This is a genomic window from Clostridium sp. MSTE9, from assembly GCF_000277625.1.
Taxonomy (GTDB): domain Bacteria; phylum Bacillota; class Clostridia; order Oscillospirales; family Acutalibacteraceae; genus Faecalispora; species Faecalispora jeddahensis.
Map to the genome: position 1 here is coordinate 30,906 of NZ_AKFU01000053.1, position 16,163 is coordinate 47,068.

Here is a 16,163-nt window from a genome sequence, read left to right on the forward strand (position 1 = left end):
AATCCATGATCAAAACACTTCTGTCTAGTGTGCGGGAATATAAAAAGGAAACGATTCTCGCACCGATATACGTTACTTTGGAATCCATCCTCGAAATTGTGATTCCAACTATCATGGCATTTTTGATTGATAACGGAATCAATCAAAAGGACATGTCCTACGTGCTCAAGATGGGTCTTGTTCTCATCCTGGCCGCGGCGCTTTCGCTGGTTACAGGCATTCTGGCCGGACGCAGCGCGGCGGTCGCCTCGGCAGGCTTTGCCAGAAATCTGCGCCACGACATGTTTTACAATGTACAGAACTTTTCGTTTTCCAACATCGATAAGTTTTCGACCGCGAGCATCATCACCCGCCTGACCACCGACGTGACCAACGTGCAGAACGCGTACCAGATGCTGGTGCGTCTTGCCGTGCGCGCGCCGATGATGATCGTGTTCGCGCTCATGTTTTCGTTCCGGATCGACGCACAGCTGTCGCTGATCTTCCTTGCGACCATCCCGGTGCTCGGTTTGGGCATGTTCGTGATTATGTCGCGCGTTCACCCGATCTTTGTGCGGGTGTTCCGCACCTATGACCGGCTGAATAACATCGTGCAGGAAAACCTGCACGGCATTCGTGTGGTCAAATCCTATATCCGCGAGGATTTTGAAGAGAAGAAGTTTGCCGACGTTTCTCAAACGATCTTCAATGACTTTACAAAAGCGGAAAAACGTCTGGCCTTTACCATGCCGCTGATGCAGTTGTGTCTTTATGCCAGCATGCTGCTGCTCTCGTGGTTTGGCGCGCAAGAGATCGTCGCCAGCGGGAACAACGCGGCGATCGGCCTTTCCACCGGCGAGCTGGCCAGTCTGATTACCTATGCCATGCAGATTCTGATGAGCCTGATGATGCTCTCGATGGTATTCGTCATGATCATCATCTCCCGCGCGTCCGCCGAAAGAATTGTAGAGGTGATGACCGAGGAAAGCGACCTGAAAAACTCGGAGAACCCGGTTTATTCCGTGCCGAACGGCTCCATTACCTTTGAGGACGTCACCTTCTCTTATGCACGGCAAACCGACAAACCGGTACTCGACGATATCACGTTTTCCATCGCGTCGGGCCAGACCGTCGGCATCATCGGCGGAACGGGCTCGTCCAAATCGAGCCTGGTGCAGCTGATTCCCCGCCTGTATGACCCGATGGGCGGCGTTGTAACCGTCGGCGGAGTCAATGTAAAGGATTACGACCTGGAAACACTGCGCAACGAGGTGGCCATGGTGCTGCAAAAGAACGTGCTGTTCTCCGGCACGATCAAAGAGAACCTTCGCTGGGGCAACGAAAAGGCTACAGACGAGGAAATGATCCATGCCTGTCAGCTTGCGCAGGCCGACGGCTTCATCCGCGAGTTCCCGGACGGGTACGACACGTATATTGAGCAGGGCGGCACGAACGTTTCCGGCGGTCAGCGCCAGCGTTTGTGTATTGCACGCGCATTGCTCAAGCAGCCGAAAATTCTGATTCTGGATGACTCTACCAGCGCTGTCGATACCAAAACCGACAGCCTGATCCGTCAGGCGTTCCGGGAGAACATCCCGAACACCACCAAAATCATCATCGCGCAGCGCGTTTCCTCCGTGCAGGACGCGGATAAGATCATCGTGCTGGACGACGGCCGCATCAACGCGATCGGCACGCACGAACAGCTGCTCGAAACCTGCGCGATTTACCGCGAGGTCTATGAATCTCAGAACAAGGGGGGAACCCTTCATGAATAACCAATCCGCCGCTGCCAAAACCGGCAGAAAGCCGGCCGGGCACCCGCCGATGCAGCGCTTTAAGCCCGGCACCATCAAGCGTCTGCTCTCTTACATGTCGGAATACCGGTTTCGCCTGATTCTCGTCGGCATCTGCATTCTGATCAGCGCCGCCGCCAGTGCGGCCTCTGCGCTGTTTTTGCAGACTTTGATCGATCAATATATTGTTCCGCTGCTGGGGCAGGTCAACCCGGACTTTTCCGGCCTGTTCCGCGCGGTTCTCTCCATCGGCTGCGTGTATCTGATCGGCATCTGTTCCACCCTGTTCTATAACTGGGTGATGGTCATCGTGGAGCAGGGCACACTGAAAAAAATCCGCGACAGTATGTTTACCCACATGCAGAGCCTGCCGATCCGCTATTTTGACACCCACCCCTACGGCGATGTTATGAGCCGCTACACAAACGACACCGACACGCTGCGTCAGGCGATTTCACAGAGCTTTCCGCAGATGCTTTCTTCTGTCGTTTCCGTTGCCGCGGCGTTTTTCTCCATGCTGTACCTCAGCGTGGGTCTGACCGCGTTTGTCGCCGTATTCGCCGTGCTCCTGCTCAAGGTCATCAAAACCCTGGTCGGGCGCAGCGGTACGTTCTTTGTCAAGCAGCAGCAGGCGCTGGGCAATGTAAACGGCTACATTGAAGAAATGATCAATGGGCAGAAGGTCATCAAGGTATTCTGCCACGAGGACAAAACAAAAGAAGATTTTGACCTTAGAAACGACGAGCTGCGCTACTGCGCAACCGAAGCGAACAAATACGGAAACATCACGATGCCCGTTGTCGGCAACATGGGCTACATGCTCTATGTATTGCTGGCGGTGATCGGCGGCGCGGCGGGAATCGCCGGTCTGCCGAACCTGAGCCTGGCCGGGGTCAATGTGCTGACGATCGGCACCATCGTTTCGTTCCTGACTCTTTCCCGCAGCTTCATCAACCCCATTGGCCAGATCTCGATGCAGTTCAACATGGTCATCATGGCGCTGGCCGGCGCCTCCCGTATTTTTGAGCTGATGGATGAAGAAAGCGAGCAGGACGACGGGTACGTTACGCTCGTGAACGCCTGCGTAACCGACGGAGTGGTGACCGAATGCAGCGAGCGCACCGAAATGTGGGCCTGGAAGTATCCGCACAGCGATGGCAGCATCACCTACACTCCCCTGAACGGCGACATCCGCTTTTACGACGTGGATTTTGAATACGAAGAGGGCAAGCCGGTGCTGCACAACATCACCCTGTATGCGGAGCCCGGCCAGAAGGTGGCGTTCGTTGGAGCGACCGGCGCCGGTAAAACGACGATCACTAACCTGATCAACCGCTTTTACGATATTGCCGACGGAAAGATCCGGTACGACGGCATCAATATCAACAAGATCAAAAAAGCAGACCTGCGCCGTTCGCTCGGCATTGTTCTGCAGGACGTCAACCTGTTTACCGGCACCGTGATGGAGAATATTCGTTACGGCAAGCTCGATGCGACGGATGAGGAATGCATCGCGGCCGCGAAGCTCGCGAACGCGGACGGCTTTATCCGGATGCTGCCGAAGGGGTACCAGACCGTGCTGGAAAGCGACGGCAGCGGCCTTTCACAGGGGCAGCGGCAGTTGATTTCGATCGCGCGCGCCGCGGTGGCCGACCCGCCCGTGATGATTCTGGACGAAGCGACCTCCTCCATCGACACTCGAACCGAGGCGATTGTGCAAAAGGGTATGGACGCTCTGATGAAAGGGCGCACGGTGTTCGTCATTGCCCACCGTCTGTCCACCGTTCAGAACGCCGACGTGATCATGGTGCTGGAGCACGGCCGTATCATTGAGCGCGGCAGCCATGATCAGCTGATTGCCGAGCGCGGCAAATATTATCAGCTGTACACCGGCGCATTCGAGCTGGAATAAAGCACACATAGAAAACCGGGGCCGCTTCCCTTAGAAGCGTCCCCGGTTTTTGCATATCGCATTATAAGAATATGTTATTGTTCGGAGGAGCTGAAACAGCGGATCAGTCCGTGTTTTTTCCAACAGCAGTTGGCGCTGTGCAGGTTATTTTCCGCTCCCAAGAGGAACCGGCCTGTTGACGATCTGTTTCTTGTCGTTCTCCCGCCCACCGGCACAATCAGGTTCAGGAGCGATTCGGAGGACGCATTTTCCCATGATTCCAGGGACATCTTCGGCTCCAATGAAATACTGCGAGATTGCGATGAAGGGAAAAGAAGTCTCGCAGCCTCTTTCTCCCTTGCGGTGGTAGGGCTGCCGCACTTTCGCCGCTCGTTCCTATAAAGCATAAAACTATATCTATCCATATCTTATTTGTATTACCGTAAAATCATCTCTCTATGATATAATGAATAATAATAAAAGCTAAGTTGAGAAAGCGATTGGAAGCTCCGGCCGCGGGCAAGCCGCTCCGGCAGTTTCTCTTTTATCATGACCCAAGAAGATCAAATACAGGGGGGTACTTATGTTAAACATCAAATCCGATATCGTGGGTTCTTTTTTAAGACCCGCGCAGGTCAAAACGGCAAGAGCCCAATTTGCGAGCGGAGAAATCTCTTTGGCAGACTTGCGGAAGGTTGAGGATACGGCGATTGCGGAGCTGGTTGCCAAAGAAGTTGCCCATGGCCTGAAATTTGTAACCGACGGAGAATACCGGCGCAGGTGGTGGCACCTGGACTGGCTCAAGGAGTTCGAGGGCTTTACCACCCAGCACTTGGAAAAAGAGCGCAACGGCGTCGTCAATCACATTGAATTGGGCTATATCAACGGAAAGATTTCTTATAACGCGGAACGCGCCCACGCAGAGATTGAAGCCTTCGACTTCCTGGCTCAGGAAGCAAAGAAGTATCCGGGCGTCACAGCAAAAAAATGTATTTCCGGCCCCAACATGATCCTCGTCGATAATTACCTGCAGATGGGTATCAAAGAAGTTCCATACTACGGCAGCAACATTGATGCGCTCATTGAGGACATTGCCCTCGCTTATCAGTGCGCCATTCAGGATCTATATGCGCATGGCTGCAGATATCTGCAAATCGACGATACCTCCTGGACCTATATGATTGATGAGAACTTCTTAAAGAAAGTATCTTCTCTGGGGTATGAAAAGGCTGAGGTTCTGGAGTGGTTCAAGCGCGTATCTACAAAAGCTCTTGAGGGAAAGCCCGCCGACATGATCATTGCCAATCACTTCTGCAAGGGCAATTTCAAGGGGCATCCTCTCTTTAATGGTTTTTACGATTCCGTGGCGCCGATTATCAGCCAGATTCCTTATGACGGCTTTTTCGTCGAGTATGACGACGAGCGTTCCGGCTCCTTTGCCCCCTGGTCGGTGTTGAAAGGAACAGGCGTCACCTTTGTAGCGGGTCTGATTTCCACAAAGAACCCCGTTTTGGAAAGCTACGATGACATCAAAAGGAGATATTTAGAGGCGAAGGCCGTTGTGGGCGACAATATCGCTTTATCCCCACAGTGCGGATTTGCTTCTGTTGAGGAAGGCAATTGTATCGACGAGGAAACGCAGTGGAAAAAGATAGACCTGCTCGTTTCCTGCAAGGATTTCTTATGATTTTCTGAAACGCATGATCGGTTTTTCAGCGATACATTCGAGCCGGAACAAACCAAAAGTGCAGTAACAAACGCGGGGTCTCTTCCTTTCGGAAAGACCCCGCGTTTTTTGACGCATCCCTCAAAGCGTATGTACGGCATTTTCTACATCACAGCGGCAGAAATGCGTTCAGGGGAAGCTTCATCTCTCCCAGGAAAAAAGGAAGGCGGGTGCCTTCCTAATTTTTTTGTTCTAAAGTCTTAAGGCAGAATTTTTGCGGTTTCTTTCATATGGTTACAGGTGACGCAGATACCAGCTCAGCAGATAACCGGCACCGAGCGCAAAAAAGGAAATTCCCAGAACGGTGACATATGTTTTGCGCCAGAATACCAGATAAGCGATCCATTCCCGAATAAAGGCATTGAGCGCAAAATACAGCTTCGTGCGTGAGCCGCGCCCATCGCAGGGAATCCCCAGATGCTTGGCCAAAAGCAGCGCGCGGAACACGTGGTAGCGGTTTGTGACCACCAGCAGGTTCCCCGTATCCCCCTGTGCGTCCTTCTGAATCAGCTGATCAGAAAACTGCAGGTTCTCTCTGGTGTTTACAGACTGGTCTTCCACCAGAATATCCTCTTCCGGAATGCCTTTCTCCATGGCATAGCGCTTCATCGCCTCTCCCTCCGGGAGAGCTTCGTCGCTTCCCTTTCCTCCGGAAAATACCAGCCGGCTGCCGGGATTCTGACGGTATGCCTCTATCCCCTTTTGAATCCGGCCCGCCAGAAGCGGCGTTACCTCGGTGCCGTTCATCAATCCGCAGCCCAACACGATGATATACCGGTATGTTTTCCGGCGGTTTCGGAGCAAATTCAAAAAGCTGCTGATCGTATACAGCGCAAAAATCGAAAGGGTGACAAAGAATACAAAGGAAAGATACGCGTACAGAAAATTCCAAAAATCATCCTTTCGAATGTCGCTCAGCATGGGCCAACCCACCAGGTATGCAATGTAGCACACCCCAAATCCAAGCGAAAGCAGATGAGAAAGAGAAAAGCCCTCCCTGCGGATCAGCTGAATACCGGAAATCAGCAGAGTGGTGATCAGCGCAAACGGGAACAGCAAAATTGCCGCCAAAAACGCAACCCCGCCGATGACAAGAATTCCCCATGCAAACGGCTGGCTCTCCAGCATCAGTAAAATGACGGCGCACAGCCCCAATACCGGCAGCAATGCCGCCAGAAAGGAAATCCCCAGCCAGAGGCTTCTCTTTTCCTTTCGGTACTGCCACAAAAACCACGCTGTTCCCGCAGCGGCAGCCAGCAAAATCGGGAGCAGAAGAATCAGTCTGGTATCCATAAAAGTCTCCTCGTCCGGTGGTCCACATCGTACCGCCGCTCTAACCTAAAATCACGGCGGCCAAAACGGTCCGCCGCGACAGCAAAAGTCCAAATAATATAGTATTCCCCGTCGGTTTTCTATTTCACCGGTCATTCAAAAAAGCGGCCGGAATGATCGCTGCTCTGCTCGTATACATGAATGGAATCACGCTTCTTTTTTGCCTCATACAGCGCATAATCCGCATTGAGAAACAGACGCACCGCATCCATATGAAGAGAATAGGGCGCCAGGCCAAAGCTGGCCGTCAGCTTTAATTCCGGATGACCGGGAAAGGGCATCTGATCAAGCATTGCCTGTATCTTTTTGCAGGTGTTTACCGCTTCCGTCATACTGACGTCACAGAACAAGAGGCAGAATTCATCCCCGCCGTAGCGAAACGGCGTGGAGGGCCCGCAGTTTTCCCGAAGCACCTCTGCAAAGCTGACCAGAACATTATCGCCGACACGGTGCCCCCAGCAGTCGTTGATCTGCTTGAAATGGTCAATATCCACCACAGCCAGAATATAGACCTTTTCCTCCGTGCTGTCCTCCATGTCCTTAAACGCATTGTGCAGCGCCTTGCGGTTAAAAATCCCCGTCATATCATCGGTGCGCACGCTCTCCCAAAGCTGGTAACGCTCCACCGAATTCTGGATGCTGATCTGGTTCCGTTCCTTTTCAAAACGAATCGTCACCATGCACACGGCGGAAAACGCCAGCAGAACGAAAAGAGCGGTCAAAACATTGCCCATCCGTGAGGAGTCTGAAAGAGCATTGACCTTATCCGGGTCCCATTCCGTAAAGAATTCGGAAAACACAAAGCAACCTATTCCCACGACCGCCGTGACCACGGTTACGCGGTAACGGGCATAAATGATGGTCAGCATAATGGCGCCCGCAAAGGTGTAGTACATTGCCGGGAAGACACAGTGCACTGTATACAGAACAAACGAAATCGCAACATATGTCAGCGATACCGTATAGATTTTCTTGATCTGTGAAATTTTCTCTGACCTTACCACCACTGTCTCCAGTACAATGAAGGCAAGGTTCGCCGCACTGGGCAAAACGACATACTTGTAGACATAGCGCTGCACAGAAATCGAAATCAGGTCGTAATGGAACAAGATCACACCCGCTGCACACTCACAAAGCATTGCGAACACCACAAGCGCAAAGGAAATTTGATAGTGCAGCAAAAGCCAGTCATGGTCCACCTTCGAGTATTCTTTTTTGATTTCTTCTATATTCGATCTATCCTGCTTCTCTTCCTGCCCATATGGCAGAAAACGTGTTCCCACTTTGTTCCCTCCCGGCCAGGCCCTGAAAACCGCACGCTCTCATCAGCACATGCTTTTCAGCAGCCTGTGCTGCGTTTTTGGAAGGCTGTTTTCTGATCCGGCTGCCGCCTGATGGCGCTGTGCACCACTGTCTTTCATACCGCGAATCACCTTCACCGGTCTAAGGTCAGATTCAAAGCCTGCTCTGCACTTTGCAGCAGCAAATGATGCGAATTCTTCCTTTGGAAAGAGAAATAAAACCGATTCTTATTATATCCATTATTTTCCAAATTTTCAACATAAAATCGATTGTTAATCTTCATTTATTCCATAAATTTCCAGAAAATAATAATTGATCAATAAAATGCGAGAGCATAGCAGCACACAAACCTACACTCTGCACAGCTTTTGTGCCGCCTCTTCCTCCGACGCGACGAAAAAGACACTGCGGCCCTGATTGCTCTCATAAACAAAATCCCTTAAGGCCTTGCTGGTATATTTTGAAAAATCACCAATGATCGCGATCTGGATATGGTAGGTGACAAATTTTTGAAGAATCTCCCCGGCAAGACGGGTGCTGAGCTGAAAAAACTCTTCCGGGAAGGCTTCTTTCGAGATTGCGATACGGCTGCACCCGGTCTCGTACTGTACCGTCATCATCAGGTCCAGCGCAGACTGCACATCCGAAATCAGCTGGCTTTGTGAATTGATCAGGGCATAGTCCTGCCCGTTAAGCTCTTTTCTTTGAATGTTCATAACTTCTCCTTTGGTTTACAATTTTTTTGCTCCTGCGCGGCGCAAAGGCTTTCTTCGGCTCATAAGGAAAGAATTCCTCGGCCCACTGCTGAGCTTCCCCCAGAGCACATCGATTTCCAGGTCAAGTACGGGTTATCCGGCCCTGCCGCGCAAACTGGTAGGATGATTTTATCATGTCACTTTTCTCGCGTAAAGTCAATTGCGGGAGGAAATACGCTGTTTATTTCAAAAACGCAGTTTCAAAATCATAAAACAGTGATAAAAATGGGGATGACAAATTGGAAAGCAGAAGCTTTCTGGCAGAGCAGAGCGGGATTCAAGCCACGGCGGGTATAACGAATCCTTTTTAATCCGGTTTTCTGATATCCGTCCTCAGCGGATAAATGACAGATGACATCAAGAACCAATGGGTTTCACCGATCGAATTAGCTGAGAACCCGACGGGGTCAAATCGATAGAAATAGCCAGAGATAGGATGCCCCCAGTCAGAGAGCTCTATATTGGGCTGCATTGCGAAAAACAGATAAGAAGGTATAAAAATAAGTTTGCCGGTGCCATCAGGTACTGACAAACTTATTTTTATGCATTGCTATGACATAAACAAACCTGAATTTCATCTGGTTTTTCAAATGAATCCATAACTTGAAAGTTATTAAACTGCTTCAAACAGCGCGCGCCAAATCTGTCATAAAGATGCTTCCTCTTCCGTTTGAAACTGCTGCAGAGACTGTTTACGGTAACCCTGAAATTTATTTTGCAGATAAGCGGCAAACTCGCGGGCGGCCCTGGTCATATATTTGTTCTTTCGACAGGTCAAGACCACGTTGCGGGTGCGTCGTACGTCCTCAATCTCCAAAAAGCGGACCTGCGGATCGTACAGATGGCGGAATTGAGCTGAACTGGAGGCAATGCCGATGCCGACATTGGCATTGATCAGCTCCCTGCGCAGCAGATGGTCGCATTCCATGATATAGTTGGGCGTGATCCCCAGGTCAGCGAACAGCTGATCTGTCTGCGTGCGAAAGGGCAGCCCCTTTTGCAGCATGATAAAACGCTCGTTGGCGATCTCTGTCAGGCAGACGCTTTTACGATTGGCCAAGGGATGATCCGGATGCACGGCGATCATGAATTTATCGCGCAGCAGCAGGGTAGAAATCAAGTCCTCGTCGTAAATTCCGGGGGATGACACGGCCAGATCGATCTGGCCGCTCAGCAGCATGAACCGGATATTCTGAATCTCTTCCACTCGCTGCTGCCATTTGAAATCAGGATGCTGCCGGATAAAGACATCCATCCCCTGCAAAAACTGCGGGCTGGTCACCGCCAAAGAGATGAGCATGTCCGAATCCTGCGCCATGTTTTGCAATTCGCGCTTGGAATCGTCCACCTCGATAAGGATGCGATTGACACGGCGTAAAAAGGCTTCCCCATTTTGATTGAGGAAAATGGCCCGGCTGTTGCGATCAAACAACGGTATTCCCAATTCCTGCTCCAGTCGTGCGATCACGGTGCTCAGCGCCGGCTGAGAGATGTTTAGTTCCGCCGCTGCCCGAGTCATGTGCTGATAGCGCGCGACAACCTGAAAATAGCGTAGCTGCGTCAATTCCATTGGATAGCACCCCTCATAGTACTTTATCTGATGTTCGAATTGATAACTTTGACGTTATTGTAATATAAGAAAATTGAAATTGCAACTTATCAAACCGTTATTTATAATAAAAATGCAAAAAGATTCCTTGGTTTCTTGCTGAAGTTGCAGCAATGATCCGGAAGATGAACTGCCGCAAAGGAGTTGCTTACATATGGAAAACACAACCAGGATTCAGGAAATGTTGGAAAAAAAAGCGAAAATCATGCAGGGCGGGGGTCCGCAGCGCGTTCAAAAGCAGCACGCCGCCGGAAAGCTGACCGCCCGGGAACGCCTGGACCTGTTGTTCGACCCCGGCACTTTTCAGGAATACAACATTTTCATGAAGCACCGCTGCCATGATTTTGGAATGGAAAAGGTCGACACACCCGCCGAAGGCGTTGTGACCGGATACGGCTTGGTCAATGGCCGCGGCGTGTTTGCCTTTGCGCACGACTTTACCGTTCTGGGCGGCGCTATGGGAGAAATGCAGGGCATGAAGGTCAAGCGCATACAGGAGCTGGCGCTGGATGCCGGCGTCCCTTTCGTCGGTCTGAACGATTCCGGCGGCGGCCGCATTCAGGAAGGCCCCGCCACCTCTTACGGCGCGATCTTCTACAACAACGTGATGGCCTCCGGTGTGATCCCACAGATATCCGCTGTTATGGGCCCCTGCGCAGGCGGCACGGTTTATTCCCCCGCCCTGACGGATTTCGTTTTTTCAGTAGACAGGACCAGCCGCTCTTTTCTTACGGGCCCTTCCGTGATCAAAAACGTGACCGGCGAAACCGTGGACGAGGAAACGCTGGGCGGCGCCAGAACGCACAACACACTTTCGGGCGTTTCCCACTATTTCTGCGAGGACGACGTCGACTGCATTGAACAGATCAAGGTTCTGCTGAGCTATCTGCCCCCCAACTACCGGGAGCCGCCGCCGGCCTATCCCTGTACCGACGCTCCCGACCGCCGCTGCGAGATGCTCAATACCTTTATTCCAGACAACGAGAGAAAAACCTACAATATCAAGGATATTATTCTGGAGATCGCCGATAACCACGATTTTTTTGAAAGACAGGCCATGTATGCCACCAACATTGTCACCGGCTTTATCCGTATGAACGGAAAATCCGTAGGCGTTGTGGCAAACCAGCCGCAAAGTCTGGCAGGCTGCATCGACATCAACGCCTCTGACAAGGCGGCCCGATTTATCCGCACCTGCGACTGCTTCAATATTCCTCTGCTGTCCATCGTAAGCGTACCCGGCTTTCTGCCCGGCATCGATCAGGAATTCGGCGGCATCATCCGCCACGGCGCCAAGATGCTCTACGCGTGGTCTGAGGCCACAGTTCCCAAAATCGTTATGGCGGTGGGCAAGGTCGTCGGCGGTGCACGCCCAGCCATGTGCTCGTGGGAGCTGCATCCGGACATCATTTTTGCGTGGCCTTCCGCGCAGATGATCGTGGTCGGCGCAGAAAGTGCCGTGGATATTTGCCGCAAAAAGGAGCTGAAAGCCGCGCGGGAGGCCGGAGAGGACGTGGACGCCCTGCGCCGGCAGTATATTGAAGAATATACCCGGGAGTTCGTCAACCCCTATAAGGCGGCGGAATTCGGCAAATTCGAAGATATCGTTGAGCCGGCACAATCCCGGCACATCATCATCCGTGCGCTGGAGATGTTCCGCAACAAAAAAGTTGTTCTGCCGGCACGCAAGCACGGCAACATTCCCCTGTGAAAGCACTGCGCAAGCAGAAGAAACCGATACAGAAAAGAGGAATCCTTATGACTGGAAAACACGGCCCGCTCAGTGGCATTACGGTGGTGGATCTAACACAGTTCCTGAGCGGCCCCCTGAGCACGATGATCCTGGCGGATTTGGGCGCCGAGGTCATCAAGATCGAACGTCCCGACCGCCCAAAAGCCAGCGGCCCGTTTTTGAACGGCGAGCGGATCTACGACCTGTCCATCCAGCGCAGCAAGAAAAGCATCACCTTAAATCTGAAAGCGGAAAAGGACAAACGCGTCCTGATGAAGCTGATTCGTCAGGCGGACATTCTGGTAGAAAACTTTAAGCCCGGCACCATGGAACGGATGGGTTTCGGCTATGATGTGGTATCCTCCATCAATCCCCGCATCATCCACATGGCGATTTCCGGCTTTGGTTATACAGGGCCATACCGTGAGCGGGGTGCGCTGGACATGGTGATCCAGGGCATGAGCGGCCTGATGAGCCTGAGCGGCGAGCCGGACGGCCGCCCCATGCGCTGCGGAACCTCCATCAGCGATGTGGTCAGCGGTCTGTATGCTTTCGGGGCCATGGCGGCCGCCCTGTATGACCGGGAAAAGACCGGCAATGGTCAGTTTATCGATGTAGCGATGCTGGACGCAACCTTCTCCTGTCTGGAAAACGCCGTGATCAACACCTGCATCACCGGTAAAAATCCCACACGGGTGGGCAACAGTCATCCTACCAGCGTTCCGTTCGGCACCTTTCCCGTTCTGGATGGTGAGATCATCATCACCTGCTCGCGCGATGCCGCATTTTATGACCTCTGCAGAGCCCTGAACCGCGAGGATATGATTGACGACCCGCGCTTTTCCAAAGCGGAAGCCCGCCGGCAAAACAGGGCGCAGCTGACCGAGGAGATCAGCAGAATCACCAGCCAATACACATTGGATGAATGCGAGAAAATGCTGGAGAAATTCGATGTACCCAACGGCCGCATCAACACGATGACCATGATCTGCGCCGACCCACAGATCGCTGCACGGGAAATGATTGTAGAGGCGGAGCATCCCGTGGCAGGCAAATATAGAATGGCCGGCAACCCCATCAAATTCAGCCAGTACCCGCTAACTCAATATGGGCCGGCCCCTACGCTGGGTCAGCATACCCGTCAGGTTCTCACTGAGTATCTGCACATGCCGCAGGCAGAAATTGACGACCTGCTGGCCGGTCATCAGCCTTTGTGCAAATAAATCGCACGATCTTTCCCGAAAGGGACATCGCCTGACGGAAGCACCTGCGGTTTTTGGGCAAGCCAATTTGCGTAAAAAGACGAAAGCGTGGATACAGAAAAAAATTGGTAACCCCGATATGAAAAAACTGATTGACGAGGTAAGTTTTTCCCGATTAAGATGAAGAAAACCGGCGAAACGATTGGATACCTGCCGAATGAAAGCATTTTAAAAAAGCACAAGGCTTCCATTTTTCAGAAGGGTAGGCTGTACATAATTTGGTATGCGGTCGCCTGCTCAGACAGGGCTTGGAATCCCCCTGATACGCTGCTTCTCCGCATCGTTTTCCAAGCCCTGTCCAGCTTTCGAAGGATCTGTTTAAATCTTAGAAAGCTTGTTTCAACGGTTCTTACCCTTGGCGGCGGCTGACTACGACCAGATACCGTGCGCTTGCGGCAGCTTCGCTGACAGCAGAAGACATCTGCGGCAACCGGACATTGTCTTGATTCTCAATTTGAGCAAAGGATGGCTGCGCTTGCTCCTGTCTTAGAAACATATTTCTTGGATTTTGATTTTTATTCTATGGGGGCGTGACAGATGCTTATGCGGTGATATCCACTTTTTGCCTGGCAGCGGAAAATAAGGAGAAAGGAGATTGATGCAAAAATGAGTTACATAATGAAAGCATCCCTCAACATGGTTTTGAGCTTTCACCTCATGCCCAATCAAAAAAAGGGGGCGGCACTATGAAATTTGAAGTACCAAAAATCCAGTTGAAGGTCACTGCAAAGACCGGAAACCTTGCTCTGAGTATCGTTGCCATGCTGGGTGGCTGCGTGATCCTGATCCTTACGAAGTTTCAAAGCCTGAGCCTGTTCAGCAAAGGACTGCCCGGGGCCGGATTCTTCCCCGTTTTGTGCGGTGCGGCCATCACCCTGTGCGGGATCGGCATCCTAGTCAACACGCTGCGGCGCATCAGAGCGCAGGACCCAGAGCTGGAAAAGAATCTTGTTGATGAAAACGAGCTGACAAACTTTTTGTTTGTGACCGGCCTCTCTGTTTTTACGCTGATCGCTTACCGATGGATCGGCCTGCTTGTCTGCCTGTTTGTTGTGGTACTGGTGGTCTGCCGGTTTCTGAGCAAGGAGACATGGAAGAAGTCCCTCCTTGTCGCTGCGGGCACATTGATTGCCTTCTATCTGTGCTTTGTGGTTGGGCTGAACATTCCCATGCCGAATAGCCTTATCGGAATATAAAGAGAAAGAAGGTTTATGAAATGGACTACATATCGGAAGTCTTCTCCAATATGAGCATGGGCTTCCAGCTCATGGCCGACCCCATCATCCTGCTTTACTGCTTCGCCGGCGTTGTGCTCGGCGCTTTCATCGGCGCCCTGCCCGGCCTTGGCCCATCCTGCGGTATTGCCATCCTGCTGCCGGCCACCTACGGCATGGACCCTACCTCCGGAATCATCATGCTGTGCGGCATCTATTATGGCGCTATGTACGGCGGCTCCATCACCGCTATTCTGATCAACGTTCCCGGCGACGCGGCTTCCGTCTGCACGACGCTGGACGGCTACCCGATGGCCCGCAGAGGCGAAGGCGGCAAGGCGCTCGGCATGTCGGCGTTTTCTTCCTTCATCGCGGGCACCATCGGAACGATTATGTTCATGTTTCTTGCGCCTTTCATCGCCAAATATGCGCTGACCTTCGGTGCGTCTGAGTTTTTCGCACTGATGCTTCTGGGGTTGACTTCCGTTGCCGGCATGGCGGGCAAGTCCCTCTCCAAAGCGTTTCTGGCAGCGCTGATGGGCCTGTTCATTTCCGTCATCGGTCTGGATTTGATTACCGGCCAGCAAAGGTTCGTTTTCGGGAACGTCAACCTTTATTCCGGCATCGACTTCATTCCCCTGGCCATGGGCGTGTTCGGCATGACCGAACTGATGCTGACCAGCAAGGCGGACGAAATCCACATCGACGTGGACAAAGCGACACTCAAGATTCGGAACCTGTTCCCCAATAAGAAAGAGTGGAAGATCTGTATGCCGCATATCATGAGCGGCACGTTTCTGGGCTTTGGCCTCGGTATGATCCCCGGCAACGGCGCTACCGTCGCCTCATTTCTTGCGTATGATCTTGCCAAGCGCACCTCGCACCGGGGCAAAGAGTTCGGCACCGGCTGCATTGAGGGAGTGGCAGCACCGGAAGCCGCCAACAATTCCGCCGTTTCGGGCGCCCTGATCCCCATGCTGACGCTTGGCGTCCCGGGTTCCGCTGCAACCGCGGTTCTGATGGGCGCCCTGATGATGATGAATGTAACGCCCGGTCCGTTTCTGTTCAGTGATCACCCCGAAACCGCCTGGGGACTGATCGCCTCGATGTATATCGGCAACATCATCATGGTCGTTCTGGCCTGCGTCTGCCTGGGTCTGTTCGTCAAGATCCTCAACGTCAAGCCCCATACGCTCAACGCGGTTGTTCTCGCCTTTATCCTGATCGGCGCGTATACACTGCAGAACTCCATGTTCACAGTAGGGCTGACCGTCTTTTTCTCCGTTCTCGGATATTTTATGAAGAAGCTGGGTATTCCCGCAGCCCCCATGGTTCTTGCGCTGGTACTGGGCGCCCTCACCGAATCCAGCCTGCGCCGCGCGCTGATTATCGCCGACAGCAATTTCCTGAACATGCTTTCCCGCCCGATTACGGCCGTCATTCTGGTACTCGTTGTCCTCATGGCCTTCAGTGCTCCCCTGAAAAACCTGTTTTTGAATCGCAAGAATAAAAATGCCGTCCATTCCTAAACGCTATATACAGTTTGATTTCTAACTGTGTATATA

11 protein-coding genes are annotated in these 16,163 nt (G+C 52.3%); 7 read left to right on the top strand and 4 right to left on the bottom strand.

All coding sequences use genetic code 11. The features are described 5' to 3' along the window. The first annotated feature begins 5 nt into the window (after positions 1–5). The 3 genes from HMPREF1141_RS15660 (at position 6) to HMPREF1141_RS15675 (ending at position 5,353) form a co-directional block, all read left to right on the top strand. Positions 6–1,757 carry an ABC transporter ATP-binding protein gene (locus tag HMPREF1141_RS15660; protein ID WP_009066379.1) on the top strand — a complete coding sequence of 584 codons (1,752 nt, stop codon included), beginning with the start codon at positions 6–8 and terminating at the stop codon, positions 1,755–1,757. Next, a complete protein-coding gene (locus HMPREF1141_RS15665; protein ID WP_009066426.1) occupies positions 1,750–3,687 on the top strand; it encodes an ABC transporter ATP-binding protein in 1,938 nt (645 codons plus the stop codon). The genes HMPREF1141_RS15660 and HMPREF1141_RS15665 overlap by 8 nt, the downstream gene beginning before the upstream one ends. A 562-nt stretch (positions 3,688–4,249) precedes the next feature. Further along, positions 4,250–5,353, top strand: coding sequence for a methionine synthase (locus HMPREF1141_RS15675; RefSeq protein ID WP_009066307.1), 1,104 nt, complete (start codon positions 4,250–4,252; stop codon positions 5,351–5,353). 273 nt (positions 5,354–5,626) lie between these two features. On the opposite strand, the gene HMPREF1141_RS15680 is transcribed toward HMPREF1141_RS15675, so the two are convergent. From HMPREF1141_RS15680 to HMPREF1141_RS15695, 4 genes are all read right to left on the bottom strand, one after another. Continuing rightward, positions 5,627–6,685, bottom strand: coding sequence for a YdcF family protein (locus HMPREF1141_RS15680; RefSeq protein WP_009066449.1), 1,059 nt, complete (start codon positions 6,683–6,685; stop codon positions 5,627–5,629). 131 nt (positions 6,686–6,816) lie between these two features. Continuing rightward, positions 6,817–8,007, bottom strand: a complete 1,191-nt coding sequence (locus HMPREF1141_RS15685) for a GGDEF domain-containing protein (RefSeq protein WP_009066373.1) — start codon at positions 8,005–8,007, stop codon at positions 6,817–6,819. Positions 8,008–8,376: 369 nt separating this feature from the next. Continuing rightward, positions 8,377–8,742 carry a DUF4180 domain-containing protein gene (locus tag HMPREF1141_RS15690; RefSeq protein ID WP_009066421.1) on the bottom strand — a complete coding sequence of 122 codons (366 nt, stop codon included), beginning with the start codon at positions 8,740–8,742 and terminating at the stop codon, positions 8,377–8,379. Between the two features lie 685 nt (positions 8,743–9,427). After that, positions 9,428–10,351 (bottom strand): LysR family transcriptional regulator, encoded by a 924-nt coding sequence (locus HMPREF1141_RS15695; RefSeq protein WP_009066309.1) that lies wholly within the window; start codon positions 10,349–10,351, stop codon positions 9,428–9,430. A gap of 193 nt (positions 10,352–10,544) precedes the next feature. On the opposite strand from HMPREF1141_RS15695, the gene HMPREF1141_RS15700 reads away from it, so the two are divergent. The 4 genes from HMPREF1141_RS15700 to HMPREF1141_RS15715 all read left to right on the top strand — a co-directional run bounded on the left by HMPREF1141_RS15700 (position 10,545) and on the right by HMPREF1141_RS15715 (position 16,127). Continuing rightward, positions 10,545–12,101 carry an acyl-CoA carboxylase subunit beta gene (locus tag HMPREF1141_RS15700; RefSeq protein ID WP_009066464.1) on the top strand — a complete coding sequence of 519 codons (1,557 nt, stop codon included), beginning with the start codon at positions 10,545–10,547 and terminating at the stop codon, positions 12,099–12,101. Positions 12,102–12,148: 47 nt separating this feature from the next. Further along, complete coding sequence (locus HMPREF1141_RS15705) at positions 12,149–13,345, top strand: CoA transferase (protein ID WP_009066383.1); 1,197 nt, start codon at positions 12,149–12,151, stop codon at positions 13,343–13,345. A gap of 725 nt (positions 13,346–14,070) precedes the next feature. Beyond that, the gene (locus HMPREF1141_RS15710) at positions 14,071–14,580 is read left to right on the top strand and encodes a tripartite tricarboxylate transporter TctB family protein (protein ID WP_009066455.1); all 510 of its coding nucleotides are present in this window, start codon (positions 14,071–14,073) and stop codon (positions 14,578–14,580) included. 20 nt (positions 14,581–14,600) lie between these two features. Then, positions 14,601–16,127, top strand: a complete 1,527-nt coding sequence (locus tag HMPREF1141_RS15715; RefSeq protein ID WP_009066460.1) for a tripartite tricarboxylate transporter permease — start codon at positions 14,601–14,603, stop codon at positions 16,125–16,127. Positions 16,128–16,163 lie beyond the last annotated feature (36 nt).

Excerpts from the sequence above, each read along its gene's own strand:
- HMPREF1141_RS15660 (WP_009066379.1), top strand. The coding sequence starts at position 6 with ATGATCAAAACACTTCTGTCTAGTGTGCGGGAATATAAAAAGGAAACG.
- HMPREF1141_RS15695 (WP_009066309.1), bottom strand. The coding sequence starts at position 10,351 with ATGGAATTGACGCAGCTACGCTATTTTCAGGTTGTCGCGCGCTATCAG.
- HMPREF1141_RS15690 (WP_009066421.1), bottom strand. The coding sequence starts at position 8,742 with ATGAACATTCAAAGAAAAGAGCTTAACGGGCAGGACTATGCCCTGATC.
- HMPREF1141_RS15700 (WP_009066464.1), top strand. The coding sequence starts at position 10,545 with ATGGAAAACACAACCAGGATTCAGGAAATGTTGGAAAAAAAAGCGAAA.
- HMPREF1141_RS15710 (WP_009066455.1), top strand. The coding sequence starts at position 14,071 with ATGAAATTTGAAGTACCAAAAATCCAGTTGAAGGTCACTGCAAAGACC.
- HMPREF1141_RS15675 (WP_009066307.1), top strand. The coding sequence starts at position 4,250 with ATGTTAAACATCAAATCCGATATCGTGGGTTCTTTTTTAAGACCCGCG.
- HMPREF1141_RS15705 (WP_009066383.1), top strand. The coding sequence starts at position 12,149 with ATGACTGGAAAACACGGCCCGCTCAGTGGCATTACGGTGGTGGATCTA.
- HMPREF1141_RS15680 (WP_009066449.1), bottom strand. The coding sequence starts at position 6,685 with ATGGATACCAGACTGATTCTTCTGCTCCCGATTTTGCTGGCTGCCGCT.
- HMPREF1141_RS15665 (WP_009066426.1), top strand. The coding sequence starts at position 1,750 with ATGAATAACCAATCCGCCGCTGCCAAAACCGGCAGAAAGCCGGCCGGG.
- HMPREF1141_RS15715 (WP_009066460.1), top strand. The coding sequence starts at position 14,601 with ATGGACTACATATCGGAAGTCTTCTCCAATATGAGCATGGGCTTCCAG.